A 25,694-nucleotide genomic window follows, 5' to 3' on the forward strand; every position below is an offset into this window, starting at 1 on the left:
CCGCGTTCGGCCGCACCATAGCAGCCTGTCGCGCATCATGGCATCCGGCGCTATGGTGCCGCCGACGCCCGGGTGGCCGGGCAGGGGGGAGCAGCCCATGATCGACCTCTACTATTGGCCGACGCCCAACGGCTGGAAGATCACGATCATGCTGGAGGAGACGGGCCTCCCCTATCGCATCCGGCCGGTGAACATCGGCCGCGGCGAGCAGTTCAAGCCCGATTTCCTGGCCATCAGCCCCAATAACCGCATGCCGGCCATCGTCGACCATGATCCCCCCGGTGGCGGCGACGCGGTCAGCGTGTTCGAATCGGGTGCCATCCTGCAGTACCTGGGCAACCGCACGGGCCAGTTCTATCCCGCCGGACTGCGCGCCCGGGTCGAGGTGGAGCAATGGCTGTTCTGGCAGATGGGCGGCCTGGGGCCCATGGCGGGCCAGGCGCATCACTTCCGGAACTATGCGCCCGAGAAGATCCCCTATGGCATCGAGCGCTACACGAACGAGGTCAACCGCCTCTATGGCGTCATGGACACGCGCCTGGCCGACCGCCCCTATCTCGCCGGCGACTACTCGATCGCCGACATGGCGTGCTTTCCCTGGATCGTGCCCCACCGCAACCAGGGCCAGGACCTGGACGAGTTTCCCAACCTGAAGCGCTGGTTCGAACTGGTGGAGGGACGCGACGCCGTGCGCCGCGCGCTGGCCGTGGGCGCTGAGCTCAAGACCACGACAGGCCTGGACGAGGAAGCGAAGAAGGTCCTGTTCGGCCAGCGCGCACGCGCCTGATGACAGGCCGTGCGACGCCCTGTCGCAGTCGGGGATTGCTCCTGTAACGGGCATCACAAGCCGCGTTAACCCTGCTTTTACAGGGCAGGCGCGATCCTATCTCCCAGACAAGGACGGCCGGACAGAACGCTCCAGCCGACGCCGAAACCGGCATCAGGGAGAATTCCGATGGCTCAGATCGACAGCGTGCAGGCCTATGAAACCGCAGCCGCCCAGGGCGATATCGAGGCGTGCGTCGAGCTGGGGCTCAGCTACGCCACCGGCCGCGGTGTTGAGCGCGACTATGTGATCGCGCACAAGTGGCTGAACGTGGCGGCGACTAAGGGCGATGCCGAGGCCCGCCAGCTGCGCGCCGAACTGGCCCACGACATGACCGCCGCGGACGTGCGCGAGGCCCAGCGCCTGGCCCGCGAATGGCTGGCCTCCACCACCCTGCACTAAGCATTGCCGGTGGCGGCCCACACCGCCGTGTGACTCGCTCTGCCTGACTGCGAACAACGTCGACCAAGGCATGGACTATCGGTGGACCTGCGCCTGTTGCGGCGAGACGTTCGACACGATGCCCCTCGACGTCGGCTGCCGCTATCCCGGCACGCTCCTGAAAGTGCCGGAGGGAGAGCGCGAGGCGCGCGCCCGCGGCAATTCCGACTTCTATGAGGTCGACGAGCACTTTTTCGTCCGCGGGGTGGTCGAGGTCCCGATCATCGGACTGGACGAGACGTTCTGCTGGGGCGTCTGGACCTCCCTCGCCGAGGCGAACTATCACCGCTTTCGCGCGCTCTGGCATCTGGAAGAGCCTCCGTCGGACGAGCCGTCCGCCTTTGGCTGGTTGGACAACTGGCTGCCCGGCTATCCCCCGCCGCTCGAGATCAAGTGCAGGGTGACGCTGCGGCCTGGCAACCAGCGCCCGTCGATCCTGCTGGAGCCGACCGACTATCCGCTTGCGGTCGAGCAGCACCGCGGCATCGATCTCGACCGGGTCAAGGCCATCAATGCCCGCGTGAACCGTCACTAGGGCGCCCAACGTGGCCCGGCGCAGGTGCGCATCGGGCACATACATCGTTCCGGAGTCAGCGGCATCCAGGCTCCACCTCATCCTGTGGAGCGTCGAGGACGCGTCTCGAAGGATGGGCCCGTGGTGCGCCAGCTGCCCATCCGTCGAGGCTTCGCTTCGCTCCGCACCTCGGGATGAGGTGGTCGCTGGGGACCAGCGCAAATGCTGGCTGGAGTCGTCACCCGCAGAGAGCCACTGCGTTCCCCCCAACCCAAACGAAAACGGCGCCACCCGGGGGTGGCGCCGTCGTCGTTTGTAGCGTGTTGCCGATCAGGCAGCGCGCTTGACGATTTCGTCCTGCACGTTGCGCGGCGGCGGCGCGTAGTGGCTGAACTCCATCGTGAACGTGCCACGGCCGGAGGTCATGCCGCGCAGGTTGCCGATATAGCCGAACATCTCGGACAGCGGCACTTCCGCCTCGACCGCGATGTTCAGGCCGCGCTCCAGCTGCCCGGTGATCGTGCCACGGCGACGGTTCAGGTCGCCGATGACGTCGCCCAGGTAGTCGTCGGGCGTCACCACCTCGACCTTCATGATGGGCTCCAGCAGCGTCGGGTCCGCCTTGCGCATCGCCTCGCGGAAGCAGGCCTTGGCCGCGATCTCGAAGGCCAGTGCCGACGAGTCGACGTCATGGTACTTGCCGTCGATCAGCGTCACCTTGAAGTCGACCGTCGGGTAGCCCGCCAGCACGCCGGAGTCGGCCTGCGTCTTGAAGCCGTAGTCGACCGAGGGGATGTACTCCTTCGGCACCGAACCGCCCACGATCGCGTCCTGGAAGGCGTAGCCCTGGCCACGCTCCTGCGGCTCCACGATGACCTTGATTTCGGCGAACTGGCCGGAACCGCCGGTCTGCTTCTTGTGGGTGTAGGTGTGCTCCACCTTCTTGTTGATCGTCTCGCGATACGCGACCTGGGGCTGGCCGACATTGGCCTCGACGCCCATTTCGGTACGCATGCGGTCGATCGTGACTTCCAGGTGCAGCTCGCCCATGCCCCGCAGGATGGTCTGCCCGGTTTCCTTGTCGAGCTCCAGCTTCAGCGACGGGTCGGCGCGCGCCATCTTGCCCAGCGCGATCGACAGCTTCTCGGTATCGCCCTTGGTCTTGGGCTCGACCGAGACCGAGATCACGGGATCCGGGAACTTCATGCGCTCCAGGATCACGGGATGCGCCTGGTCGCTCAGGCTGTCGCCGGTCTCCGTCTCCTTGAGCGAGACAAAGGCCACGATGTCGCCAGCGCGACATTCGTCGATTTCCTGCGTGTCCTTGGCATAGATCTCGACGATGCGGCCCAGACGCTCGCGCTTGCCGCGGGTCGAGTTGAGCAGCATCGTGCCCTTGGGCGCCACGCCGGAATAGACGCGCACGAAGGTCAGCGCACCGAACTGGTTGTTGATGACCTTGAACGCCAGGGCCGAGAACGGCTCGTCGTCCGAGCACTTGCGCTCGCCATTCGGATTGCCGTTCTCGTCGACGGTCTTGATCGCCTCGACGTCATTGGGTGCCGGCATATAGGCAACGACGCCGTCCAGAACCTGCTGCACGCCCTTGTTCTTGAACGAGCTGCCGCAGAACACGGGGGTAAAGGCGCCGTTCAGCGTGCCCTTGCGGATGGCCGCCTGGATCTGCTCGAACGTCGGCTCCTCGCCGCCGAAATAGGCCTCCATCAGGGCCTCGTCCTGCTCGACCACCATCTCGACCAGCTGCTGGCGCAGTTCCGGCACGCGGGCCAGGATGTCGACGTCTTCCTTGACGGTGATGTTGAGCTTCTGGGCGAGGTCGGGGGTGATGTCCCACTCCTCCCACTGCGCGTCACGCTCGTCGGAGAACCAGACCAGGGCCTTCATGCGGACCAGGTCGACCATGCCGCGGAAATTGTCTTCCGAGCCAATGGGCACCTGCAGCACCAGCGGCTTGGCCGCCAGGCGGTCGACGATCATCTGGACGCAGCGCGCGAAATTGGCGCCCGAGCGGTCCATCTTGTTGACGTAGCACATGCGCGGGACGTTGTAGTTGTCCGCCAGGCGCCAGTTCGTCTCGGACTGCGGCTCGACACCGGCGACGCCGTCGAACACGACCACGGCACCGTCCAGCACGCGCAAGCTACGGTTCACCTCGATCGTGAAGTCGACGTGGCCCGGCGTGTCGATGACGTTGATCTGGTGGCCCTTCCAGAACACCGTCACCGCGGCGGACTGGATGGTGATGCCGCGCTTCTGCTCCTGCTCCAGGTAGTCGGTCGTGGCGGCGCCGTCGTGCACTTCGCCGATCCGGTGGGCGCGGCCCGTATAATACAGGATGCGCTCGGTCGTCGTGGTCTTGCCGGCGTCGACATGCGCGATGATGCCGATGTTCCGGTAGAGATGAAGCGGGGTCTTACGCGGCATCGCGCTCTCCTGGTGAGCTTTTGTGCGTACTGGGGAATACGGGATATCGAATGACACACGGGCGGCCAAGCCATTCCGGCCGCCGCCCGCACTGACGCACTATATGCCGGGCCGGCCGGCGAATTTCCAGCGGAAATTCCCGTGGTGGACCTGGGCGGGCCATGCCGACGCGGCGCGGCGGCGCCGCGGCTGGTCAGGGATCGACCAAGTAAGCCCCGACCCGCCCCGGCCGGCCGCAAGGGGGCCGGCCGGGGCGAGTGACGGGAGCTTGCTCAATCCTCGAGCGGCTTGCGTCCGGCGCTGCGGCCCAGGGCCGAGACGAGGGCCGTCAGGCTGGTGCGCTGGTCCTGCGGCAGGTCGCGGATCGCCCGTGCCAGGACCAGGACGGACCGCTCGGCCCGCGCGTCCTCGACCGGCTTCACCGGGCCATCGCCCAGGCCGTCGAAGAAGAAGGAGATGGGCACGTCGAGCACGCTCGCGACCTCGTACAGGACGGAAGCGGAGAGACGGTTGGCGCCGCGCTCGTACTTCTGCACCTGCTGGAAGGTCAGGCCGATCTTCTCAGCCAGGGCGCTCTGCGACATGCCGAGCCCCAGGCGGCGCTCGCGCAGGCGCTGGCCGACATGGACGTCGACCGCCTTGGGACCGTCGACGCTGACCGAGCGGCGCTGGCGGCGGCGCTTGGGTGCCGGAGCCGCTTCGACGGCGGCAGCCTCGGGCCGCGCGACGGGACGTCCGACGGCGCGGCGCTTTGCCGGTTCGGCCTGCTTGGCGGGTCGTCCACGCGTAGCGGGCATTTGTATCTCCTGAGTGAGTTGAATCGCGCGAAATATGTAGTCCAATTCAGGCGCACGTCCAGACGCGATGTGACGCGGCTGTCAATTCACCTGGAAAATCGATCAGTACATTGTTCTAACCGATGCAGAACCGGAGCTCGACCCTGGCAAACCGTGATCAAACTGGCCGATCGGTCTTGTACGGATCATGCCAAGACGCTGTCAGGTTTTGTCACCTTGCGCCGTCAAGCTTACGGATTACTGCAGTCAATCATGAACAATGAAGAGCGAATGCTGGTTAACGCCAATGTTCTTGCGACATTCAACAATCAAGGGGGCGAATGAGTTCACCACGGCAGAATTGACCGACTGTTCAATCATTGCGGGCCTCTGCTGCTCGGGCTTGGCGCATATGGTGCGCGACTTGCTGCAACTTGACCGGGTTGCCCACAAAGCGGCTGTTGAAACCTAGGGAAATCCCTAGGGCTCGGCAATTCGCGTAATATCCGTGCGGACTTAGCGTGGCTCACGCAATGCCAGGAACCCCCACGGGCCGCTACCTGACGCTTTGTTGCGTCCGAGCGGCGGCGATTCGTGGTTAAGGCCGTGGGCGGGGTGATCGCGGGATGGCCGACACCCGCGAATCGGGCACCCTGGTTGCATGATCGATGGACAGCTATGCGTTATCACCGGGGCTTCGGCGGGCATCGGCGCCGCCACGGCGCTGGGATTGGCGGCGCAGGGCGCTCGCCTCGTGCTCGTGGCACGGCGGATCGAGCGCCTGAACAGCGTGGCGGAGCAGTGCCGCCGGGCGGGCGCAGGCCGGGTCGATGTTCTTCAGGCGGATCTCTCGACCTTGGCGGGCATGACCCTTGCTGGCCGGCATCTGTCGGAACGCCATGCCAGGATCGATGTGCTCGTGAACAATGCGGGCGGGGCGTTCGAGCGGCGGCAGGAGACGCCGGATGGACTGGAGCGCACGTTCGCCCTGAACCACATGGCCTATTTCGTGGTGACTCGGCTGCTGGAGGTCCCGCTGAAGGCGGCGCAGGGGCGAGTCGTCGTCGTGGCGTCGGAAGCCCATCGCGGTCCACAGGTGGCGCTGGACGATCTCCAGCTGCGCCGCGCCTATTCCCCCGTCCGCGCCTACCAGCAGTCGAAGCTGGCCAACATCCTGTTCGCACGGGAACTGGCCCGGCGCTGGCGCGCGGACGGGGTCTGCGTGAACGCGCTGCACCCCGGCTTCGTCAACTCGGAATTCGCGTCCAACAATTCGGGTCCGCTGGGCCTTCTGTTCCGAAGCCTTAAGGTTTTCGGTCTAGACCCGAAGCGCGGCGCCCGCACGAGCATCCACCTGGCCACGTCGCCCGACATGGCGGGGCGGACCGGCGGCTACTACGCGAAGGCGCGGCCCCTGCGGCCCAGTCTACAGGCCGAGGACGGCGCGGCAGGAGAACATTTGTGGCACCGCAGCGAAGAGATTGCGCAAGCGGCCACGGTATAGGTAGAGTTCTCTCCGTCAGGGGTCATCCATTACCCGAGGGGCGCCGGAACCGGGGAATTCCGGCATTTTTGGGCGGAGGCACACGGCATTTGAAGCGTCCCGACGGGCGTGCCAAGTCATCGGCGTGCGCGGCCGGGCACTACAGAGAGCATACCGACCAGTAGGTCACCATCGAAGGGGAGCCGATGATGAACCGCACAAGGCCGGCGTGGGTGGCCGCGTTCGTGTTTGTGTTTCTTGGATTGTTTTCGGGGCAGGCGTTTGCGATCGAGTGTGTGCCCTATGCCAGGGACCGCTCGGGCATCATGATCCGGGGCGATGCCTGGACGTGGTGGGCCAGTGCCCAGGGAACCTATCGCCAGGGTCGCCGGCCCGAACCGGGCGCCGTGATGGTGTTCCGGCGTCATGGTGGGATGCGCCGTGGCCATGTCGCGGTGGTGCGCCAGATCATCGACAGCCGCACGGTTTCGATCGATCACGCCAACTGGGCGCCGGCCCGCAGCGGGCTGAAGGGGGCCATCGCCCGCAATGTCCGCGTGATCGACACCAGTGCGCGCAATGACTGGTCCTCGGTTCGTGTGTGGTATGCCCCGACCGGCTCGTTCGGCATCCGCAACTATCCTGTCTATGGCTTCATCTATCCCGACAGCGCGGCGATCCGGCGTGCCCCGCGTCCCGAGCGTGACCTGAACCGCGACGTCGACATGCGCATGGCGGCCCTGGAAGACGCGGGCTCCGCCTCCGGCAGCACCGACTTCGCCGATCGCCTCGTCCCGGCCAGCCGCCTGCGCCTGAGCAATGCGACCATCCTGCCCCGCGCCAAGCCCGGCCAGGCCGATACGGCGGTGGAGACGGTGGCCCTGCGGACCACGGGCAGCAGCACCGCCCCGCGGCCCCGGGCGCGGCCGCAGAGCGTCGCCGCGGCTGCCACGGGCCTGCGCCCCGCTGCCGCGCCGCGCGGCGTGATCTCGAACCAGGACGACGCCGCGGCTGTGCGGCTCATGGCACCCGTGCCGGACGGCCTGCTGTCGGGGGGCCTGACCGCCGACGAACTGCCTGTCGTGCCCCGGGTCCGGCCCGCGGGCCTGGAGGGTGCCGCCCTGACGCCGACCGGCCCGGCCGCACCGCTGCCGCGCGCCCGGCCCGGGCAGGGCTGAGCGCCGACCTCTCCCGCAGGGCCGCACCGTCGGCCCTTCGGCACCCCTTCACGGCCTCGCGGCGACCTGCTGCGGGGCCGTTTTCATTCCAGACTGGCCATTCAAAATCGGCTGATGCAAAAGGCCCTCTTCGCAACCCCCAACACTGTTCGCTAGGATGGGGGAAAGCACAGGAGGAAGCATGGCGTCAGCGCTGGTGAGCGACGGGCGCACGATAGAGCCCCAGGATCGTTCGCGACGGAAAAGCGTCCGCGCGATGCTGGAGTCGCTTGGCCTGCACCTGCTCATCCTTCTGCTGATCCTGGGCCTCAGCCATGTGACGGAACTCCCGGAGCCGATGCCCGACGGCGGTGGCTTCGAAGTGGGCCTGGCCTTCGAGGGCGTGGGCGCCCTGGGCGACGGCCAGGAGCAGAGCGCCGGTGGCGATGCCAGCGCCCCCGTCGCGGCGCCTGAGCCGCTGGCCGCTGCGGCCCCGGAGCTCAACCCAGAAGCGCCCCCGGCCGAGGTCGTGGCGGCGGAGGCGCCGGTCGCCGAGGCCGCGGCCCCGGTCCAGGAAGCGATGACCGAGGCCGTCGACGTGCCACCGCCCGTGCCCGAATCGGTGGTGCCCGTACCGACCACGACGGCGCCGGCCGAGATCCTGGCCGCGGCCGAGCCGGTGCCCGTGGTGGCCCAGGAGGTGGTCCCGCGACAGCCTGCGCCGACGCCCCGCCTGAAACCGACGCCGCCGCCCCCCGAACCGGTGCCGCCACCGCCGCAGCCGGTCGCCGTGGCCGCGGCCACGCCGCCGCCCCGGGCGGTGCAGCACGCGCCGGCCGTGCAACAGGCTGCCGCGCCCGTGGTGGGCGCCGGCATGGGCGCAGGCGTCGAGGGGCCTGCGCCGGAGCCCGCCCGGGGCCATCGCGACGGTGCCGACGACGAGCAGGCCTCACGCGGGAGCGGCGGCGGACAGGGTGGCGGGGCCGGCACCGGCATTCGCGATCCGCTGGAAGACGCGCCCAAGCTTACGGCGCAGCAGGTCCGGCTGTCCCTGGTGGGCAACACCCTTGACGGCAAGTCCGGCGTGCTCGACGGCAGCACCGGCCGCTATGAAAGCCGGATGAGCGTCTATTACGACGCGGACGGGACGGCGCGGCTGAAGGTCAGCTTCCCCCTGCTCGATTCGAAATCGGGCGTCGTCGGCACGCGCGAGATCGAGAGCGAGGGCCGCTGGTGGCAGGATGGGGACACCTGGTGCCAGTCGTTCAAGCGCATCGACAACAATGCGAAGGACTGTTTCCGGATCCACCAGAACGGAAACCGGATCGGCCTGTTCTATGGCAACTGCGCCACCGCCGGGGCCAGCCTGCGCTGCGCCGCCGGTCGGCTGGCCGTCGTAGGCGCGATCCTGCCCGGCAACGCCGCCGGCCTGTAGCTCCGCCGGCGGCCTACATCTGCTTGGCGATGCAGAGGCTGGACGTGGTCGTCTCGATCAGCACGCGCTTGCGGTCGCGGGTGAAGAAGCCATAGCGGCGCTGCATCGGGTCGCCGCCGGGCGCCGCGTCGATGATCAGGCTGCGTTCCGAGATCACCTTCTGCCCGTTCTGGAAGCAGTCGATCTGCCATAGCGTATCGTCGCGGCCGCCATAGTCGCGCAGCACCGATTCCAGGTCTTCCGCCCGGCTGTGTCCGCCGGGCAGCGCCAGGGCGAAGGCAAGGGCGAGCACTGGGACGGGCGCCCCGGGGATCTTCATGCGCGTGCCTTTCACCACAGGGCCCGGAAGGAAGCGCCACCTGACGGGTCAGCTGTTCCGGGCACCGAAGACATAGCGGCGCGAGGCCGTGAAGTTGAACACCAGGCCCGCCAGCGCACCGAACACCACGGCCGCCTGGGGCCAGCGGGCAAAGAAGACAATGCCCGATGAAACCAGAATCGCATAGACGCCCAGGTTGACCAGGCTGCCCAGCGCATTCGCGAGCAGGTAGCGCAGCCATTCGCCCACCGATCCCGTCGTCTGCTCCGGAAAGGTGAGCCGCCGGTTCAGGGCCCAGGTCGACGTGGCGGCCAGCAGGAAGGCGGGCAGGCGCCCGGTATAGGGGTCCATCCCGAGGCCGTTGCACATGGCCGTGAGGGCCACGATGTCGACGACGGCCCCAGCGACACCGACCAGGGCAAAGCGCATGAACTGGCTGGCAAACAGGCGCCGCACCAGGCCGATCACCGGGCCGCCCCGCCCGAGCCCTGTCCGCCCGAGCCCTGTCCGCCCAAGCCATGTCCGCCCACGGGGCGGACAGGGTGCGTGACCACCTTTGGGATGCTCAAGTCCCCTTGGTGCGGAGGATGCGCCGGCGCAGCGCGCTGAGGCCCAGTTCCGGCATCGCACTGACGACAGAGACGACGACCGCTGCCAGATAGGGCACGGCCTGCACCGTCAGCACGGCGGCCCAGACCAGGGCTTCCGGATCCGCCCAGATGCCGGCCTGCCGGTCGAGCTGCTGGTTGGCGTCCTGGAAGCAGTAGACCACGACGCCGGCGCAGACCAGGAGGGCGGTCGCCAGCAGGCCTTCCTGCCACGCCTGGGTCAGGCCACGCACCAGGGCGGGCGCATTCTCCATCTTGGGCGTCCGCAGGAACGGCCGGCTCTGCGTGGTCAGCCCGATCAGCACCGCCTTGCCCACCGTGAAGGTCAGGGCCAGGCCCGCAAGGGCGGCGCCGATCGTCTGGCGCAGGGTGCAGGGCACGCGCGCGGTATAGGTCGAGATCGTATAGGCGATCTTGAACCCGAACACCGCGATGGTCGGCACCAGGAACAGCGACAGCGGGAACTCGAAGTACGAAGGCAGGAAGACCAGGCCCGCGGTCCAGGCGACGGCGGCGCCCGCGAACACCAGGCTCAGCGCATCTGCGATCCAGCCCGCCCAGCCGGCACAGAAGTGGAATTTCTGCTCCCGCGACAGGCCCGACTTGGACCAGGGGAGCAGGTCGCGCCAGTAGCGGCGCAGGATCTGCATCGCGCCATAGGCCCAGCGGAAACGCTGGCCCTTGTAGCCGGCGAAGCTGTCGGGCGTCAGGCCACGGCCAAAGGCGTGGTTGAGGTAGACCGACTCGTAGCCGCCCTGCATCAGGCGCAGGCCCATCTCCGCATCCTCGCAGATGCACCAGGTGGCCCAGTCGCCCAGCTGGTTGAAGGCCTGCTTGCGGATCAGCGTCATCGTGCCGTGCTGGATGATCGCGTTGCGCTCGTTGCGCAGGACCATGCCGATGTTGAAGAAGCCGGCATATTCCCAGTTGATCATCTCCTTGAACGGGGAGACGTGGCCGTCGCGATGCTCCTGCGGCGCCTGGACAAAGCCGACATTGGCCTGGTCGAAATAGGGCACGCAGGCCTTCAGCCAGTTCGGCTCGACCTGGTAGTCGCTGTCGATCACGCCGACGATCTCGGCATCCGGCGCCGTCTGGGCCAGGCCGAAGTTCAGCGCACCCGCCTTGAAGCCCTTGCACACCTCGAGGTGGAAGAAGCGGAAGCGCACGCCCAGGTTCTGGCAATAGGTCTCGACCGGCTTCCAGACGGCGGGGTCCTTGGTGTTGTTGTCGATCACCAGGACCTCGAAATCCGGGTAGTCGAGCTTTGCCAGGCTGTCCAGGGTCTGCATGACCATCTCGGGCGGTTCATTGCAGATCGGCAGGTGCAGCGACACCTTGGGCCAATGGCGCGACCCTTCCAGCGCGAAGGGGCTGAAGTGGCGGCGCAGCTTGTCCACCCACAGGGCTTCCGCGATCTCGTAGCTTTCGGCGAGCAGCATCGAGAGCAGGAACAGCAGGCCGACCGAGAGCGACGCATAGACGATCGCCATCGGCAGGGTCAGGTACTGGGTCGTCGCGACATACAGGGTCCAGGCGGCGACATTGCCCGCGACCATCAGCATGCCGGCATAGAACACGCGGCCCTCGACCCGCAGGTTGCGGCCGCGCCACAGCAGCCAGAACAGGCCGGGCAGGGCGATGCCGACGGCGCCGGCGGCGATCCAGATCCAGTTCGGGATCTCGAGCACCGGGCCGGTAAAGGCGAACTTGGCCTCGCGGTCGGCGTCGAACACGCCCCAGAAGGCACCGACACTGCCCTCGATCGACCGCTTCCACGGTTGGTCGAAGGCTTCCATGATGTAGTAGTCGTAGCCCTGCGCGCGCGCCAGATTCAGGAAGCCCCGCACGAACTCGGCCTGGTTGGCGCGGCCCGGGACAGCGCCCTGGCGCATGCGGCCGTCTGACGGCCAGCCCACCTCGGCCAGGACGATCGGCTTGCCCGGATAGGCGGCGCGGACCTGGTCATAGCGCTGCTTCACATAGGCCACGGCCTGGTCCGCGGGCACGCCTTCCCAATAGGGCAGGACGTGCAGCGCGATGAAGTCGACCGACTGCGCCAGCTGCGGATACTTCAGCCAGATGTGCCACGGTTCCGCCGTCGAGAGGGGAACGTCGACCCGGCGGCGGACGTCCTTCAGGATGGCCAGCATCTGCGGCAGGGTCTGGTCGCCGCGCAGCAGCACCTCGTTGCCGATGACAAGCTGGTCGACATTGGGGCTGCGCCTGGCGATGCGCACCACGGCGTCCAGCTCTTCCTCGTTGCGGTCCAGGCGGCCGTCGATCCAGGCGCCGGCCGTTACCTTCAGGCCATGGCGCCGGGCAATGGCCGGAATGCGGTCCATCCCCTCGGTCGAGGTGTAGGTACGAACCCGGTCGGCGACCGTCGCGGCCAGGGCGATGTCCTGCTCCAGCTCCGCATCGGTCGGGGGCACCCGGTCCTCTGGCGACTGGCCCTCGCGATAGGGGCTGAAGGACAGGCCGGCGACGTGACCGCCGGACCAGTTGGGCATCTCGTGGGGGGCGTTGAACGCCGCCCACAGTCCTGCGTGCACACCAAGCACCAGGAGCAGGACCCCAAGTCCACCAAACCAAGTCGTTCTCGTCATGGGCCGTGTCTCGTTGAGGGGGGTGCGTCGCACCGGACGCGCGCGGAGGCGACTGGCCCGACCGCGTGACGGCACGCAGGCGGGACATCAGTACTATTATGTGCGCGGGGTGCCGGCGCCTTAGGCCAGCGTTCGTCAGAACCTTCAAACGCCACGGAGGTGTTGCCTGCGTGACTGGATCTTGTGCCCACCATGCCACAACTCTTGCGGTGCAGCATCAGACAAGTGTGTGACTGGCGGGCGGCGGCCATGGGTGCGACGATCTGTCCGTTCAGTCTTTTGTGCGGCGCGAAATCAACAGCAGCATGGCCGCGCACAGCAAAATGGTTCCGGCCAGGCCATACGTGATGTCGCGCGAGCCGAACCGCGGGATCAGGACCAGGACCGTGCCCAGCGTGCCGACGATCGAGCCCATCGTGTTCACCCCATAGATCAGGCCGGCGGTGGTCCCGCTGGAGGCGACGCCACGCAGCATGAGCCGGATCGCAATGGGGGAAAAGGTCCCGAGTGCTGCAATTGGCACGAGTTGCAGCAGGCATGAGGCGAGCAGGACCCCGATCGTCAGGTCCTCCACCTGCTCGATCAGCAGGCTGAGCAGCGGGTCGGAGATGGTGGGGATCAGCGCCAGCCAAAGCCCGGCGATGGTTGCGAAGATCGCCCCCAGCTTGAAGGTCGGGTAGCGGTCGACCAGGGCCCCGCCCACGAAATAGCCGATCATCATGGCCAGCAGGACAACCGCGATGATCGCAGCCCAGGTGACGATGCCGCTGCCGAAATAGGGGTTCAGGTAGCGCACGGCGACCATCTCGAACCCCATGGTCACGGTGCCGAAGACGATGGCGCTGAGGAAGACGATGGCGCGCGTGGCGGCGGGCAGGGGGCGGCCCTGGGCTCCGGACATCACGGCACTCATTGCGGCAGGTCGGGATGGTTGTGGCGTTCCGTGGCGTTCAGCATCTCGACCGGCGCGAAGTCGTCGGTGAAGACTTGGCCGGCGACCTGCTCGACCGGGCGGCGGTCGGTGACCATCCCGGCCAGGGCATAGCGGGGGGCACGGGCGCCATCGATCGCGGCCGCCCGGGCAGCCAGCTCCGCATCCGTCTTCTGCGGGCCGTCATAGGCGATGGCGACATAGTTGAACTGCGCCGGATAGACGTCGACATGCTCGAACACGCTGGCGATCGTCGCGATGGCGCTGTCATAGATCATGGTTGACGGCTCGACGTTCTGGGCCAGGACACCACCGGGATTGAGCCGCTCCTTGGCCTTCGCGAAGAATTCCTTCGTCAACAGGTGGAACGGCACGAACGGGCCCCGATAGGCATCGACCATGATCAGGTCATAGGTCTCGGGCCGCCGGACCAGATGAAGCCGCCCATCCTGCTCGACCAGCTTCAGGCGTTCGTCCGGCCGGACGAAGAAATACTTCTGTGCCAATTCGATGACCACGGGGTCGAGCTCGACCGCGGTCACGGTCATGTCCGGAAAAGTCTGGTGCAGGTACCAGGCGGTAGAGCCCCCGCCCAGGCCGATTTCCAGAACGCTGGCGGTTTTCGGCTGATAGGCCAGGGCCACCGTCATCAGCCGGTTATAGGCGACCGGCAGTTCCAGCGGATCCTTGGTATTGACCGCGGATTCGGTGAACAGCTTCTGATTGTGGCCGAACACCATCGACAGATAGTCGCCGCTGCGCTTGATGAAGATGGAGTTGTAGGCCGACTCCCGCGTCTCCACGAATTCCTGGGCCACGGCCGGCCCGGCCGCCCAGGCCGCCCCAAGGAGCAGGCCGGCCGCCAGGGCGGCAACGCGCCAGCGCGCCCCATGCCTGGCGGTCGCAGGCTCGTGCCGTCGTGCTCGTGTTGTCATGCGCGCCACTCCTTGCACAGCAGTCCTTAAGAAGATGGTTAAGCGGTGCCACGGAATGCGCATGCATGCCAGCGCACAAGGACGCCGGCTCCTGCGCCCGCCTGCCGCATCCGCGGCGCGCGGTCGACTCAGCTGACCCTATCGGCGGGGGCGCGCTGTGTCTTGCACCGGTCGCGGCGGCCGGGCCACGATGCGCGCGGCCGCCCCGGGGAATCCGGGACAAGGCGGAAAACGTGGAGGGGACAATGGCGGGACGGGTGCAGGGCAAGGTCGTGATCGTGACCGGCGGCGGGTCGGGCCTGGGGGCCGAGTCGGCGCGCTGGCTGGCGCGCGAGGGGGCCAAGGTCGCGGTGACCGACCTCAATGCCGAGGGGGCCGAGCGCGTCGCGGAGGAGATCCGGGCGACCGGCGCCAAGGCGATCGGCATGGCGCACGACGTCTGCGACGAGGCGGCGTGGGAGGCGGTCGTGGCGCGCACGCAGGCCGAGCTGGGGCCGCTGGACGTCCTGGTCAACAATGCCGGCGTCCTGCTGGTCAAGCCGATCGCCGAGACGACTCTGGAGGATTTTCGCTGGTGCAACCGCCCCAATGTCGAGGGCGTGTTCCTGGGGACCAAGGTCGCCTTTGCCGCGATGGGCGTGCGCGGCGGCTCGATCATCAACCTGTCCTCCGTCGCCGGCATCATCGGGGCGGTCAACCACATCGCCTATAACGCGTCCAAAGGCGCTGTCCGCCTGATGACCAAGTCGGCGGCGATGGAGGCGGCGACGCTGGGCTACCCCATCCGCGTCAACTCGATTCATCCGGCGGTCATGAAGACGCCGATGACGGAAGTGAACTATGGCGTGGGCGTCGACAACGAGGCGACCGACAGCCTGATGAGCTTCCACCCCGTGGGGCGCTTCGGCACGCCGGCCGACGTCGCCGCCTGCGTCGTGTTCCTGGCGTCGGAGGAATCGGGCTTTTTCACGGGGTCGGAGATCGTGGTCGACGGCGGCCTGACCGCCGGCCGGGCGACGCGCATCGTCAACGCGGCCGAGACGCATTGAGGGGCACACTGCAGCGCTGCGACTGATGCTTCGAGACGCGCCTTTGGCGCTCCTCAGCATGACGCCGTCGGGAAAAGACCAATAATCTGAACGGCGTCATGCTGAAGAGCCGGCGCAGCCGGCGTCTCGAAGCATCGGCGATGACCGTGACGCAGCGGCGGCCTGGACCGACTCGCGGTAGACTGCGCCCATGCCTCATTCCGGTTTTGTCCATCTGCACGTCCATAGCGCCTATTCGCTGAGCGAGGGCGCCATTCCGGCCAAGGAACTGGTGGCGCTGGCTGCCAAGGACGCGCAGCCGGCGGTCGCCATTACCGATACCAACAACCTGTTCGGGGCCCTGGAGCTGTCGGAGACGGCGGTGGGCAAGGGGGTGCAGCCGATCATGGGCTGCCAACTGGCGCTGGCGCACCACGACGCCCAGGCGCGCCTGGGTCGGATGCCGCGGCCCGACCCCGTCGTGCTGCTGGCCATGAACCCCGCCGGCTGGCTGAACCTGATGGCGCTGACCTCTCATGCGTTCGTCGAAATCGATCCCGGCCTGCCGCCGCATGTCACGATGGAGACGCTGGCGGCGAAGGCCGAGGGGCTGATCCTGCTGACCGGGGGCCCCGACGGGCCGATCGGGCGGCTGCTGGCCGACGGGCAGGGCGACGCGGCGCGCGTGCTGCTGCAGCGCCTGGCGGCGATGTTCAAGGATCGCTGCTATGTCGAGGTGCAGCGCCATGGGCTGGCCGTCGAGCGTCGCACCGAGGGCGAATTGCTGGCGCTGGCCTATGACCTGGACCTGCCGCTAGTCGCGACCAATGACTGCTACTTCGCGCGGGCCGAGCAGTACGACGCGCACGATGCCCTGCTGTGCATCGCGGAGGGCACGACAATCGCCGAAAGCAACCGGCGGCGCCTGACGGCCGAGCATCGCTTCAAGACCGCGGCGGAGATGAAGGAGCGCTTCGCCGACCTGCCGGAGGCGATCGACAACACGCTGGTGATCGCCAGGCGCTGCGCCGTGCGCGCGACGACCAAGAAGCCGATCCTGCCCCGCTTCCCCAGTGCCGAGGGCGTGACCGAAGCGCAGGAGCTCTACCGCATGTCCCATGAGGGACTGCAGAAGCGCCTGGTCGAGAGCGTCTGGACCGAAGGGCAGGGCGACGCGGAACGGGAAGCAACGGCAAAGCCTTATCGCGAACGCCTCGACTTCGAGTTGAGCGTGATCGAGAAGATGGGCTTTCCCGGCTACTTCCTGATCGTGGCCGACTTCATCCAGTGGACGAAGGCGCAAGGGATCCCGGTGGGGCCGGGCCGCGGCTCTGGCGCAGGCTCCGCCGTGGCCTGGGCGCTGACCATTACGGACCTGGATCCGTTGCGCTTTGGCCTGCTGTTCGAGCGCTTCCTGAACCCCGAGCGCGTGTCGATGCCCGACTTCGACATCGACTTCTGCCAGGACCGGCGGGACGAAGTGATCCGCTATGTCCAGGAGAAGTACGGCAGCGACCGCGTCGCCCAGATCATCACCTTTGGCAAGCTGCAGGCCCGCGCGGCGCTGCGCGACGTCGGCCGCGTGATGGGCATGCCCTATGGCCAGGTCCATCGCCTGGCCCAGATGGTGCCCAACAATCCCGCCAATCCGGTGACCCTGGCCGACGCCATCAAGGGCGAGCCGCGCTTCGCCGACGAGCGGGCCAAGGACGAGAAGGTGGGCCGCGTGCTGGACACCGCCCTGCTGCTGGAGGGTCTGTACCGCAATGCCTCGACCCATGCCGCGGGCGTGGTGATTGGCGACCGGCCGCTGAGCGAGCTGGTTCCGCTCTATCGCGATCCGCGCGCCGCCCTGCCGGCGACGCAGTTCAACATGAAGTGGGTCGAGCAGGCGGGCCTGGTGAAGTTCGACTTCCTCGGCCTGAAGACGCTGACCGTCCTTCAGAAGGCGGTCGAGTTGCTGGCGTTGCGCGGGGTGGAAGTCGACCTGGCCAGGCTGCCGCTGGATGACAAGGCCAGCTATGACATCCTGGGCCGGGGCGAGACGGTCGGCATCTTCCAGTTGGAAAGTTCGGGCATGCGCGATGCCCTGCGCAAGCTGAAGCCCGACACGATCGGCGACATCATCGCCATGGTGGCGCTCTACCGCCCAGGCCCCATGGCCAACATCCCGCGCTTCATCGCGGTCAAGCAGGGCCTGGAGGAGGCCGACTACCTGTACCCGACGCTGGAGCCGGTGCTGAAGGAGACCTATGGCGTCATCGTCTACCAGGAACAGGTGATGCAGATCGCCCAGATCCTGGCGGGCTACAGCCTGGGGGAAGCCGACCTGCTGCGCCGGGCCATGGGCAAGAAGATCCAGGCCGAGATGGACGCCCAGCGCGAACGCTTTGTGCGCGGGGCCGTCGAGCGCGGCGTCGCCGCCGACAAGGCGAGCGAGATCTTCGACCTGGTCGACAAGTTCGCAGGTTATGGCTTCAACAAGAGCCATGCCGCCGCCTATGCCATCGTCGCGTACCAGACGGCATGGCTGAAGGCCAACCACCCGGTCGAGTTCCTGGCCGCGTCGATGAGTCTGGACCTGGCCAATACCGACAAGCTCAACATCTTCCGGCAGGAACTGGAGCGGCTGCGCATTCCGCTGCGCCAGCCCGACATCAATCGGTCCGACGCCGAATTCACCTGCGAGTGGGAGCAGGGCCGCGGTGCCGTGCGCTATGCCCTGGCCGCGATCAAGACGGTCGGGCGGCAGGCGGCGGACAGCCTGGTGGCGGACCGCAAGCTGCGCGGCCCCTATCGCGACCTGGGCGAGCTGGCGCGGCGGCTGGACCCACGGGCCCTCAACAAGCGGACGCTGGAGAACCTGGCCAAGGCCGGCGCGCTGGACGGGCTGGAACCCAACCGGGCGCGCGGCACGGCGGCGGCCGAATGGCTGATCCGGGAGGCCGGCAGCCTGAACGAGGAACGCTCCAGCGGGCAGGCCGGCCTGTTCGGCGACGTCGCGACCGCCAGCGACAGCGGCCCGCAGATCAAGGTCGCCCCCTGGGATGCGATGACCCAGCTTTCGAACGAGTTCGAGGCGATCGGCTTCTATCTCTCTGCCCATCCGCTCGATGCCTATCAGGGCGTGCTGAAGCGGATCGGGGCGGCGCGCTCGACCGAGTTGATGGCACGGGCGGCGACGGGGCAGGGCAAGGGCGTGCGGGTGGCCGGCACCATCATCTCGAAGCAGGAGCGGACCAACAAGCAGGGGAACCGCTATGCCTTTGCCTCGCTGTCGGACCAGGGCGGCACATTCGAGGTGACGTTCTTTTCAGAGATCCTTGCCGTGGCACGGCCCCTGCTGGAGCCGGGCACGGCGGTCATCCTGACGGTCAATGCCGAGATCCGGGAGGATACGTTGCGGCTGACCGTCAACAATGTGGAGCGGCTGGATGCGGTAGCGGCCGCGCAGGGCCGGGCGCTTCGCATCTTCATCGAGGCGCCGGAGGCGGTCACCAGCCTGCGCACGCACCTGAAGTCGCCGGGGGCGTGCGAGGTCTCGCTGGTCCTGCCCTTACCCGATGGCAAGGAGGCGGAAATCCGCCTGCCCGAGAAGTACGACGTGGGCCCCCGCGTCCAGATGATGCTGAAGACCCTGCCCGGCATCGTCCAGGTTCAGGATTTGTGAAGATTGGTTTACAGCAAAATTCACAAGCATGGGGAGTGCTCTATTGAATTCCGCGCACAATGTTTTTACTACGAGGTGCGGTCGACACGCCTCTGCAAGGCTTATCGCTTAGATCTTTAATGTCATATGTAAAAGAATCTGAGTTTTGGACTTCAACATCTAAGCTGCTTACTGTCACGCATCCATTGTCGTCTATTCCAGCTGTCCGGGTCTGGATTCCTTTGATGTGCGTTGGGCTAATATAACGACCTTGGAATGAGTGTGCCGCGGCAAGATTTGTTAAGGTCCATGAGACGCTTGACCCGTGTTGTGTAATGTATAGATCTCCTCCTCCAAACCGGTTTCGATCGTCATCAGGCCATCGGCCGGAAATATTGTAAAGGGGGTCGCCGTTTTCATCAGAGTTTTGATTTGAAAATATCAAATAAATGACGGTTACAACAAATGCCATTATTGCTACAGAGAAAAAAATGTAGGAAATGCGTGTTTCGCGATTCGCCCGTACTTTGAGCTGCTCCAATATCATTCGCTCAATAGAATCTGGAGGCTGATTGCTTGTGTCGAAGCTAATAAATTCAGCAGCGACTTCAATCGCCTTTAGTTTGTCTTTATTAGGAGCGGATTGTATTCTTCTAGTTTGGTGGGCGAGCTTGGCTCGGTACATTGCGAAAAAAATTGCAGTGATGAACGCTATTAGAGTAAGGCCACTTCCTACGAGGCTGATTGCATCCCACAATGACTGGTCCTCCCCAGATGGTTGCAAGATCATAAATGATGCTGGTGTGGCGTTTCCAGCCTGCGTAGCGCCAAGCCTGCATCTACAAGTGGAAATATGTACGCGGGTTGTCGGCAGACCACCGTTCAACCGAAGTGCCGACATATGCGCAAAGAGATTGCGGCATACGCTCGAATCAAATGCAATATATAAGATACTGAAATCAATATGTGCGTGTAATGGTAGTGAGATGCTCTCTTCTGCCTTTGAAGGCCCCTCCACGCCGCTCGGCAATGGAGGGGGTATTCGGCTCACACCACGCGGATGTTCTTGAACTGCCAGGGGTCGTCGCGGTCCAGGTCCTCGGGGAACAGGGTCTCTCGGCCGTCGAGGGGGGTCCAGTCGCCATAGACGCCGACCACCTCGCCCAGGTAGGGGGCGGCGATCTCCAGCACCCGGGCGTGGTCCATCTCGTCCGGCTCGACCAGGCCCAAAGTCGGGTTCTCGATCGCCCAGATCATGCCCGACAGGACGGCGACCGTGACCTGGAGGCTGGTGGCGCTGTTGTGCTCCACCAGGGCGCGGGCCTCCCCGATCGACAGGCGCGAGCCGTACCAGTAGGCATTCTTCGCGTGGCCCGCGAGCAGCACGCCGAGTTCGTCGATGCCGGAGACAATCTCGTCCCGCATGATGCGCTTCGACGTCTGCAGCACCCAGTTCTTCCCGGCCAGTTCGTGCACCGACATCACCGCGTCGTCACAGGGGTGATAGGAATAGTGCACGGTCGGGCGATAGGTGACCGTGTCGCCGTCGCGCACCGTCAGGTAGTCGGGTATCGAGATCGCCTCGCTATGGGTGATCAGGAAGCCGTGATAGGGCCCCTCCAGCGGGGTCCAGCTGCGCACCCGGGTCGATGCGCCCGGCCGCTCCAGATAGATCGCAGCACCCGGGCCGAAGTCGTGGCGGCGGCCATCGGGCGGAAAATGCTTCTCGTGCGTGCCCCAACCCAACTCGGCGGGCTGCGAGCCCTCTGACACGAAGCCGTCGACCGACCAGGTGTTCACGAACTCGCCCACCAGCTTGGGCTGGTTGGCGACCTGGGTGTCGCGCTCGGCCACGTGGATCACCTTGACCCCCAGGCGGGCGGCCAGGGCGGCCCAGCCCTCGCGGCTGGTGGGCGCGGGATCGCTGAGGCCTGTGTCGCGCGCGATGTCGAGCAGCGCCTGCTTCACGAAGTGGGAGACCAGGCCCGGATTGGCGCCGTGGGTCAGGACGGCGGTGGGGGCGCCCGGACCTTGCGTCTGGCGCAGCTTCAGCGCCGTTTCGCGCAGGCCGTAGTTGGAGCGCTGCGAGGCCGACAGGCTTGTATCGGTGTAGCCGCCGGGCCACGGCTCGATACAGGTATCGAGATAGAGCGCCCCTGCCTCGCGCGCGAGTTCGATCAGCGCGACGGAGGAGACGTCGACCGACAGGTTGACCAGGAAATCGCCGGCCTTGAGCCGTGACGAGAGCACCTGGCGATAGTTCTCACGCGTCAGCGGTGCCACCTCGAAGGCAACGCCCAGGCTCTCGGCCACCTCGTGCCCGGCCTGCTCAGCGGTAATGACAGAGATGCGATCCGCACTCACGTCGATGTGGCGCAGGATCAAGGGCAGGACACCCTGCCCGATGCTGCCGAACCCGACCATCACGATCCGTCCTGCGAACGGCACCTTTGCTGTCATTCCAATCTCCATGTGTGGAAGCTGTGTCACCCTATACAGGGAAAGGTCGCCCATTCGGCCAAAAAATGCGCTCCACGTGTCACAGGGCGGGCTTCTGATCCGTCCTTGCGCGCAGGACCCATAAGGGGAGAGGGATCATGACGGTTTCCACCATGGCAGTGGCGCGCGGCGATGCGATCACGGCGGGCCTGCTCTGGGCGCTGGCGGCGATGACGCTGGGCAACGGGATTCTGATGCTGGCCGATGGCGCCACCTGGTTCGTGCAGACGCCCGGCGTCTCGGCCACCGGGCCGTTCAATCCGCATCTGGTCGCGGACGTTGGGGCAGCCTATGTCGGTGCGGGGATCGCCTATGCGGTCGGGGCGCGGCACGCGGCCTGGCGCCTGCCGGCACTGCTGTCGGCCATCGGCTTCATGGGCATCCATGCCGCCGCCCACATCGCCGGGTGGCTGCGCAACGGCTGTTCCACGGGTCTTGCCTTCTGGACCGAGCTGGTGGGCGTCATCGTTCCGGCGCTTTTGACCATCGTCCTGCTGGCGGTCGTCGCGACAAGCCGGAGGGTCGCGTGATGGTGGCGCTGGGGCTCGAGGGCCAGATCCGGCGGGCGGAGCGCCAGCTGGGCGTGCCGCTGGACTACATGCGGACGATCGCGCGGCACAGCATGCGTGCGTTCCTGTGGCTGGGCATCCTGGGCAGCACCCAGCCGCGACCCCGCCACGCGCCGGGCGACCTGGTGCACATGGCGGCGCTGGGTGCGGCGATGGTCGAGGATTGCGGCACCTGCGTGCAGATCCATGTGAACCAGGCCCTGAGGGACGGCCTGCGTGCCGTCGACCTGGGCCATGCTGTGGCCGGGCGGCTGGAGGCGCTGGCGCCAGCCCAGGCCCTGGCCTTCCGCTTCGGGCAGGCGGTCGCCGCCAACACGGTGGAGCAGCACGACCTGCGCGAGGCCCTCCTGGCGGAACTGGGCGAAGGGGCGCTGGTCGACCTGGCGCTTGGCATCGCCATGGCGCGGCTGTGGCCCACGACCAAGCGGGCGCTCGGCCATGCCGTCGCCTGTTCCCGCGTCACCATCACGGGCGTGCCGTGACCGGCGGCCACGGCCAGGCCGAAGCGATCTTCGCCGCGCACCGGCGCCTGCTGCGCGGCATCGCCTATCGCATGCTGGGCAGCATGACCGAGGCCGAGGACGTCGTGCAGGACGCCTGGCTGCGCTGGGATGCCGCCGACCGCCACGCCATCGACGAGCCGCGTGCGTGGCTGGTCACGACCGCAACGCGGCTGGCCATCGACCAGTTGCGCCGGGCACGCGCGCGGCGGGAGGACTATGTCGGCCCCTGGCTGCCGGAACCCGTGTCGGCGGAGGCCGTCGACGGCCCCGACCGCCAGCTGGAGGGGCGCGAGTCGATCTCGATGGCGCTGCTGCTGCTGCTGGAACGGCTGTCGCCCGACGAGCGCGCGGCGTTCCTGCTGCATGAGGTCTTCGACTACGACTATGCCCAGATCGCGGCGATCCTGGAGCGCAGCGAGGCGGCGTGCCGGCAGCTTGTCTCTCGCGGGCGGGGCCATGTCCGGGCGGGGCGGCCGCGCTTCCAGCCCAGCATGGCGGAGCAGCAGCGCCTGGCCGGCCTGTTCGCCGCAGCCGCCGCCGGCGGCGACATGGCGGGCCTGATGGCCGTGCTGGCGCCCGATGCCGTGCTGCTGAGCGATGGCGGGGGCAAGGTGCGGGCGGCACTGAACCCGATCCTGGGGGCGGAGCGGTCGGCCCGTTTCCTTCTGGGCGTGTTGGCCAAGTGGCCCAGCGCCGTCGCCTGGGAGATGGCGATGCTGAACGGCGCGCCATCGCTGGTCGGCCTCATGGCGGATGGCGCCCCCATGGGCACGCTGGCCTTTGACTTCGACGGCGAGCGGATCGTCCAGATCCACATCGTCACCAACCCGGACAAGCTCCGCCACCTCTGGCCCCGCTCGGCCGAGGGCGCCACGGGAGCGGCCGGGTAGTCCGACCTAGCGGAAGGCGCGCCAGGCCTTGGGGATGAAGATCCATTGGCCGTCGACCCGGATCAGGCCGTCATAGGCCATGCCGCTGGTCTGGCCCGGCTCGACATATTTGAAGCCATAGAATTCGACGCCGTCGCGGAAATGGGCCATCTCCTTGCCATAGCCGCCGGGCAGGTCGCCAAGGGCGGGGCCCGTCACCAGGATCTCGGTCTGTCCCGGCTTGGCCGCCGCCTTGCTGCCGGAGATGCTGGCATAGACGGCGTCGCTGTAGGCGGAGAGCAGGGCGGCATCCGCCTCGCTGGCCGCGATGGCGGCGATCTGCTCCGCCGTCGGCTTCCACTTCTGGGCCAGGGCCAGGTCGGGCGCCAGCTCCGCCGCGATGGCGCGGACCTCCGCCTCCACACTGTCGGCGGCCTGGGCCGTGGCGACCAGGTTGGCACCAGGGGCGAAGGTGGGGGCGAAGGCCGCCAGGGCCAGGGCGAGGGCGAGCGCATGCGCGCCCGGGGCCAGGCCCAGGGCCAGGATCGAATGGGACCTGATTCGCATGGCGCGTCCTGCCTTCTTGTTCGGGTGCCGTCACCTTGCGCCGTATTCGCGGGCCGGCATATCGCAGCCGTCACAGTCCGGCGGCGGCAGGATGAGGGGCCGCGGCACTGGCGGCGGGTGCGCCCGTGACCTGGGCGCCACGACGCCGGGGTGCACCGCGGCGGCGGCGCCACGGTGCTTTACGCCGTCCGAGGGCCTTGCCTATAAAGCCTTCTGACTCTGGGACTGGCTCTGCTTCATATGTTCGATCTCAAGGCGATCCGCGACGACCCGGCGGCGTTCGACCGGGGCTGGGGCCGCCGTGGCCTGGCCGCGCAGACGGCGCGCATCCTGGAGCTGGACCAGCGCCGCCGCGCCCACCTGACCGACGTCCAGGAAGCCCAGGCCCGCCGCAACGAGGCGAGTCGCGAGGTCGGCAAGGCCAAGGGCCGGGGCGAGAACGCCGACGCCCTGATCGCCGAGGTCGCCGCGCTCAAGGAGCGGATCGCCAGCGGCGAGGCGACCGCCCTGGCCGTGGAGCAGGAGCTGGACGCGCTGCTGAGCCAGCTGCCCAACCTGCCCGCCGACGAGGTGCCGGACGGCCCGGACGAGACAGCGAACGTGGTCGTCCGTGCCCATGGCGAGCCGGCCCGTCTGAACGTCGCGTCGCCCCAGCATTTCGAGGTGGGCGAGCGCCTGGGGCTGATGGATTTCGAGAGCGCGGCGCACTTGTCCGGCGCCCGTTTCGTCGTGCTGAAGGGCCAGCTGGCGCGGCTTGAGCGGGCGCTGTCCAGCTTCATGCTGGACCTGCACACGACCGAGTTCGGCTATGCCGAGATGCAGGTCCCGCTGATGGTGCGGGAGGAGGCGCTCTATGGCACCGGCCAGCTGCCCAAGTTCGCCGACGACCTGTTCAGGACGACGGCCGGGCATTGGCTGATCCCGACGGCCGAGGTGTCGCTGACCAACCTGGTGCGCGAGCAGATCGTGGAGGAGGGCACGCTGCCCCGCCGCTACACCGCGCTGACGCCGTGCTTCCGGGCCGAGGCGGGGGCCGCGGGGCGGGATACACGGGGCATGATCCGGCAGCACCAGTTCTACAAGGTCGAGCTGGTCAGCGTGACCACGCCCGATCAGTCGGAGGCGGAGCACGAGCGCATGGTGGCCTGCGCCGAGGAGGTGTTGAAGCGTCTGGGCCTGACCTGGCGCGTGATGCTGCTGTCGGCCGGCGACATGGGCTTCTCGGCGCGCAAGACCTATGACATCGAGGTCTGGCTGCCCGGGCAGCAGGCCTTTCGCGAGATTTCGAGCTGCTCCAATTGTGGCGACTTCCAGGCCCGGCGCATGGCCGCCCGCTTTCGCCCGGCCGAGGGTAAGGGCACGCGCTTCCTGCATACGCTCAACGGCTCTGGCCTCGCCGTCGGGCGGACCCTGGTCGCGGTATTGGAGAACTATGTCCAGGCGGACGGATCGGTGACTGTGCCCGAGGTGTTGCGGCCCTATATGGGCGGCCTTGAGCACATCAGCCCCGTCGGAACCGAGTGAGGACGCG

At 67.2% G+C, this 25,694-nt stretch carries 22 protein-coding genes; 12 read left to right on the top strand and 10 right to left on the bottom strand.

The window, feature by feature from the left end:
• Positions 1–97 precede the first annotated feature (97 nt).
• The 3 genes from ACI6GS_RS13110 to ACI6GS_RS13120 all read left to right on the top strand — a co-directional run bounded on the left by ACI6GS_RS13110 (position 98) and on the right by ACI6GS_RS13120 (position 1,802).
• A complete protein-coding gene (locus tag ACI6GS_RS13110; RefSeq protein WP_439813896.1) occupies positions 98–787 on the top strand; it encodes a glutathione S-transferase N-terminal domain-containing protein in 690 nt (229 codons plus the stop codon).
• 168 nt (positions 788–955) lie between these two features.
• The gene (locus ACI6GS_RS13115) at positions 956–1,228 is read left to right on the top strand and encodes a hypothetical protein (RefSeq protein WP_439813897.1); all 273 of its coding nucleotides are present in this window, start codon (positions 956–958) and stop codon (positions 1,226–1,228) included.
• 70 nt (positions 1,229–1,298) lie between these two features.
• Positions 1,299–1,802, top strand: a complete 504-nt coding sequence (locus tag ACI6GS_RS13120; RefSeq protein ID WP_439813898.1) for a DUF2199 domain-containing protein — start codon at positions 1,299–1,301, stop codon at positions 1,800–1,802.
• Between the two features lie 309 nt (positions 1,803–2,111).
• Here the strand turns inward: ACI6GS_RS13120 and fusA are convergent, their stop codons facing one another.
• Complete coding sequence (gene fusA / locus ACI6GS_RS13125; protein WP_439813899.1) at positions 2,112–4,226, bottom strand: elongation factor G; 2,115 nt, start codon at positions 4,224–4,226, stop codon at positions 2,112–2,114.
• Positions 4,227–4,498: 272 nt separating this feature from the next.
• A complete protein-coding gene (locus ACI6GS_RS13130; RefSeq protein WP_439813900.1) occupies positions 4,499–5,023 on the bottom strand; it encodes a helix-turn-helix domain-containing protein in 525 nt (174 codons plus the stop codon).
• A 640-nt stretch (positions 5,024–5,663) separates the two neighbouring features.
• Here ACI6GS_RS13130 and ACI6GS_RS13135 point away from each other — a divergent pair.
• The 3 genes from ACI6GS_RS13135 (at position 5,664) to ACI6GS_RS13145 (ending at position 9,077) form a co-directional block, all read left to right on the top strand.
• Positions 5,664–6,506 carry an SDR family NAD(P)-dependent oxidoreductase gene (locus tag ACI6GS_RS13135; protein ID WP_439813901.1) on the top strand — a complete coding sequence of 281 codons (843 nt, stop codon included), beginning with the start codon at positions 5,664–5,666 and terminating at the stop codon, positions 6,504–6,506.
• A gap of 188 nt (positions 6,507–6,694) precedes the next feature.
• Positions 6,695–7,663: a CHAP domain-containing protein gene (locus ACI6GS_RS13140; RefSeq protein ID WP_439813902.1), complete on the top strand. Its 969-nt coding sequence runs from the start codon at positions 6,695–6,697 to the stop codon at positions 7,661–7,663.
• 181 nt (positions 7,664–7,844) lie between these two features.
• Entirely contained in the window at positions 7,845–9,077 is a 1,233-nt protein-coding gene (locus ACI6GS_RS13145; RefSeq protein WP_439813903.1) for a hypothetical protein, read from the top strand.
• Between the two features lie 13 nt (positions 9,078–9,090).
• On the opposite strand, the gene ACI6GS_RS13150 is transcribed toward ACI6GS_RS13145, so the two are convergent.
• From ACI6GS_RS13150 to ACI6GS_RS13170, 5 genes are all read right to left on the bottom strand, one after another.
• Complete coding sequence (locus ACI6GS_RS13150) at positions 9,091–9,396, bottom strand: hypothetical protein (RefSeq protein WP_439813904.1); 306 nt, start codon at positions 9,394–9,396, stop codon at positions 9,091–9,093.
• 48 nt (positions 9,397–9,444) lie between these two features.
• Positions 9,445–9,864 (bottom strand): GtrA family protein, encoded by a 420-nt coding sequence (locus ACI6GS_RS13155; RefSeq protein WP_439813905.1) that lies wholly within the window; start codon positions 9,862–9,864, stop codon positions 9,445–9,447.
• A gap of 97 nt (positions 9,865–9,961) precedes the next feature.
• Positions 9,962–12,613, bottom strand: coding sequence for a glycosyltransferase (locus tag ACI6GS_RS13160; protein WP_439813906.1), 2,652 nt, complete (start codon positions 12,611–12,613; stop codon positions 9,962–9,964).
• 271 nt (positions 12,614–12,884) lie between these two features.
• Entirely contained in the window at positions 12,885–13,514 is a 630-nt protein-coding gene (locus tag ACI6GS_RS13165) for a fused MFS/spermidine synthase (RefSeq protein WP_439813907.1), read from the bottom strand.
• An 8-nt stretch (positions 13,515–13,522) separates the two neighbouring features.
• On the bottom strand, positions 13,523–14,479 hold the full coding sequence (locus tag ACI6GS_RS13170; RefSeq protein WP_439813908.1) for a spermidine synthase: 957 nt from the start codon (positions 14,477–14,479) through the stop codon (positions 13,523–13,525).
• A gap of 245 nt (positions 14,480–14,724) precedes the next feature.
• Here ACI6GS_RS13170 and ACI6GS_RS13175 point away from each other — a divergent pair, with 245 nt between their 5' ends.
• A complete protein-coding gene (locus ACI6GS_RS13175; RefSeq protein ID WP_439813909.1) occupies positions 14,725–15,528 on the top strand; it encodes a glucose 1-dehydrogenase in 804 nt (267 codons plus the stop codon).
• 190 nt (positions 15,529–15,718) lie between these two features.
• Entirely contained in the window at positions 15,719–19,177 is a 3,459-nt protein-coding gene (gene dnaE, locus ACI6GS_RS13180) for a DNA polymerase III subunit alpha (protein ID WP_439813910.1), read from the top strand.
• A gap of 40 nt (positions 19,178–19,217) precedes the next feature.
• Here dnaE and ACI6GS_RS13185 read toward each other — a convergent pair whose 3' ends face one another.
• Together ACI6GS_RS13185 and ACI6GS_RS13190 are read right to left on the bottom strand one after the other, a co-directional pair.
• Positions 19,218–19,913, bottom strand: coding sequence for a hypothetical protein (locus ACI6GS_RS13185; RefSeq protein ID WP_439813911.1), 696 nt, complete (start codon positions 19,911–19,913; stop codon positions 19,218–19,220).
• 290 nt (positions 19,914–20,203) lie between these two features.
• A complete protein-coding gene (locus ACI6GS_RS13190; protein ID WP_439813912.1) occupies positions 20,204–21,616 on the bottom strand; it encodes a homospermidine synthase in 1,413 nt (470 codons plus the stop codon).
• A 137-nt stretch (positions 21,617–21,753) separates the two neighbouring features.
• On the opposite strand from ACI6GS_RS13190, the gene ACI6GS_RS13195 reads away from it, so the two are divergent.
• The 3 genes from ACI6GS_RS13195 to ACI6GS_RS13205 are packed head-to-tail and all read left to right on the top strand — an operon-like array spanning position 21,754 to position 23,617.
• Positions 21,754–22,185: a hypothetical protein gene (locus tag ACI6GS_RS13195; RefSeq protein WP_439813913.1), complete on the top strand. Its 432-nt coding sequence runs from the start codon at positions 21,754–21,756 to the stop codon at positions 22,183–22,185.
• Positions 22,182–22,706 carry a carboxymuconolactone decarboxylase family protein gene (locus tag ACI6GS_RS13200; RefSeq protein ID WP_439813914.1) on the top strand — a complete coding sequence of 175 codons (525 nt, stop codon included), beginning with the start codon at positions 22,182–22,184 and terminating at the stop codon, positions 22,704–22,706. The genes ACI6GS_RS13195 and ACI6GS_RS13200 overlap by 4 nt, the downstream gene beginning before the upstream one ends.
• On the top strand, positions 22,703–23,617 hold the full coding sequence (locus tag ACI6GS_RS13205) for an RNA polymerase sigma-70 factor (RefSeq protein WP_439813915.1): 915 nt from the start codon (positions 22,703–22,705) through the stop codon (positions 23,615–23,617). Before ACI6GS_RS13200 ends, ACI6GS_RS13205 begins: the two co-directional genes overlap by 4 nt.
• A gap of 6 nt (positions 23,618–23,623) precedes the next feature.
• On the opposite strand, the gene ACI6GS_RS13210 is transcribed toward ACI6GS_RS13205, so the two are convergent.
• Positions 23,624–24,163 carry a hypothetical protein gene (locus ACI6GS_RS13210; protein WP_439813916.1) on the bottom strand — a complete coding sequence of 180 codons (540 nt, stop codon included), beginning with the start codon at positions 24,161–24,163 and terminating at the stop codon, positions 23,624–23,626.
• A gap of 240 nt (positions 24,164–24,403) precedes the next feature.
• Here ACI6GS_RS13210 and serS point away from each other — a divergent pair, with 240 nt between their 5' ends.
• Positions 24,404–25,687, top strand: a complete 1,284-nt coding sequence (gene serS / locus ACI6GS_RS13215; protein ID WP_439813917.1) for a serine--tRNA ligase — start codon at positions 24,404–24,406, stop codon at positions 25,685–25,687.
• Positions 25,688–25,694 lie beyond the last annotated feature (7 nt).

The organism is Zavarzinia sp. CC-PAN008 (genome assembly GCF_051903925.1).
Lineage (GTDB): Bacteria > Pseudomonadota > Alphaproteobacteria > Zavarziniales > Zavarziniaceae.

Coding starts and splice junctions, on each gene's coding strand:
- ACI6GS_RS13140 (WP_439813902.1), top strand. CDS start 6,695: ATGAACCGCACAAGGCCGGCGTGGGTGGCCGCGTTCGTGTTTGTGTTT.
- dnaE (WP_439813910.1), top strand. CDS start 15,719: ATGCCTCATTCCGGTTTTGTCCATCTGCACGTCCATAGCGCCTATTCG.
- ACI6GS_RS13120 (WP_439813898.1), top strand. CDS start 1,299: ATGGACTATCGGTGGACCTGCGCCTGTTGCGGCGAGACGTTCGACACG.
- ACI6GS_RS13160 (WP_439813906.1), bottom strand. CDS start 12,613: ATGACGAGAACGACTTGGTTTGGTGGACTTGGGGTCCTGCTCCTGGTG.
- ACI6GS_RS13130 (WP_439813900.1), bottom strand. CDS start 5,023: ATGCCCGCTACGCGTGGACGACCCGCCAAGCAGGCCGAACCGGCAAAG.
- ACI6GS_RS13135 (WP_439813901.1), top strand. CDS start 5,664: ATGATCGATGGACAGCTATGCGTTATCACCGGGGCTTCGGCGGGCATC.
- ACI6GS_RS13195 (WP_439813913.1), top strand. CDS start 21,754: ATGACGGTTTCCACCATGGCAGTGGCGCGCGGCGATGCGATCACGGCG.
- ACI6GS_RS13170 (WP_439813908.1), bottom strand. CDS start 14,479: ATGACAACACGAGCACGACGGCACGAGCCTGCGACCGCCAGGCATGGG.
- ACI6GS_RS13190 (WP_439813912.1), bottom strand. CDS start 21,616: ATGACAGCAAAGGTGCCGTTCGCAGGACGGATCGTGATGGTCGGGTTC.
- ACI6GS_RS13150 (WP_439813904.1), bottom strand. CDS start 9,396: ATGAAGATCCCCGGGGCGCCCGTCCCAGTGCTCGCCCTTGCCTTCGCC.
- fusA (WP_439813899.1), bottom strand. CDS start 4,226: ATGCCGCGTAAGACCCCGCTTCATCTCTACCGGAACATCGGCATCATC.
- serS (WP_439813917.1), top strand. CDS start 24,404: ATGTTCGATCTCAAGGCGATCCGCGACGACCCGGCGGCGTTCGACCGG.
- ACI6GS_RS13165 (WP_439813907.1), bottom strand. CDS start 13,514: ATGTCCGGAGCCCAGGGCCGCCCCCTGCCCGCCGCCACGCGCGCCATC.
- ACI6GS_RS13175 (WP_439813909.1), top strand. CDS start 14,725: ATGGCGGGACGGGTGCAGGGCAAGGTCGTGATCGTGACCGGCGGCGGG.
- ACI6GS_RS13145 (WP_439813903.1), top strand. CDS start 7,845: ATGGCGTCAGCGCTGGTGAGCGACGGGCGCACGATAGAGCCCCAGGAT.
- ACI6GS_RS13210 (WP_439813916.1), bottom strand. CDS start 24,163: ATGCGAATCAGGTCCCATTCGATCCTGGCCCTGGGCCTGGCCCCGGGC.
- ACI6GS_RS13115 (WP_439813897.1), top strand. CDS start 956: ATGGCTCAGATCGACAGCGTGCAGGCCTATGAAACCGCAGCCGCCCAG.
- ACI6GS_RS13110 (WP_439813896.1), top strand. CDS start 98: ATGATCGACCTCTACTATTGGCCGACGCCCAACGGCTGGAAGATCACG.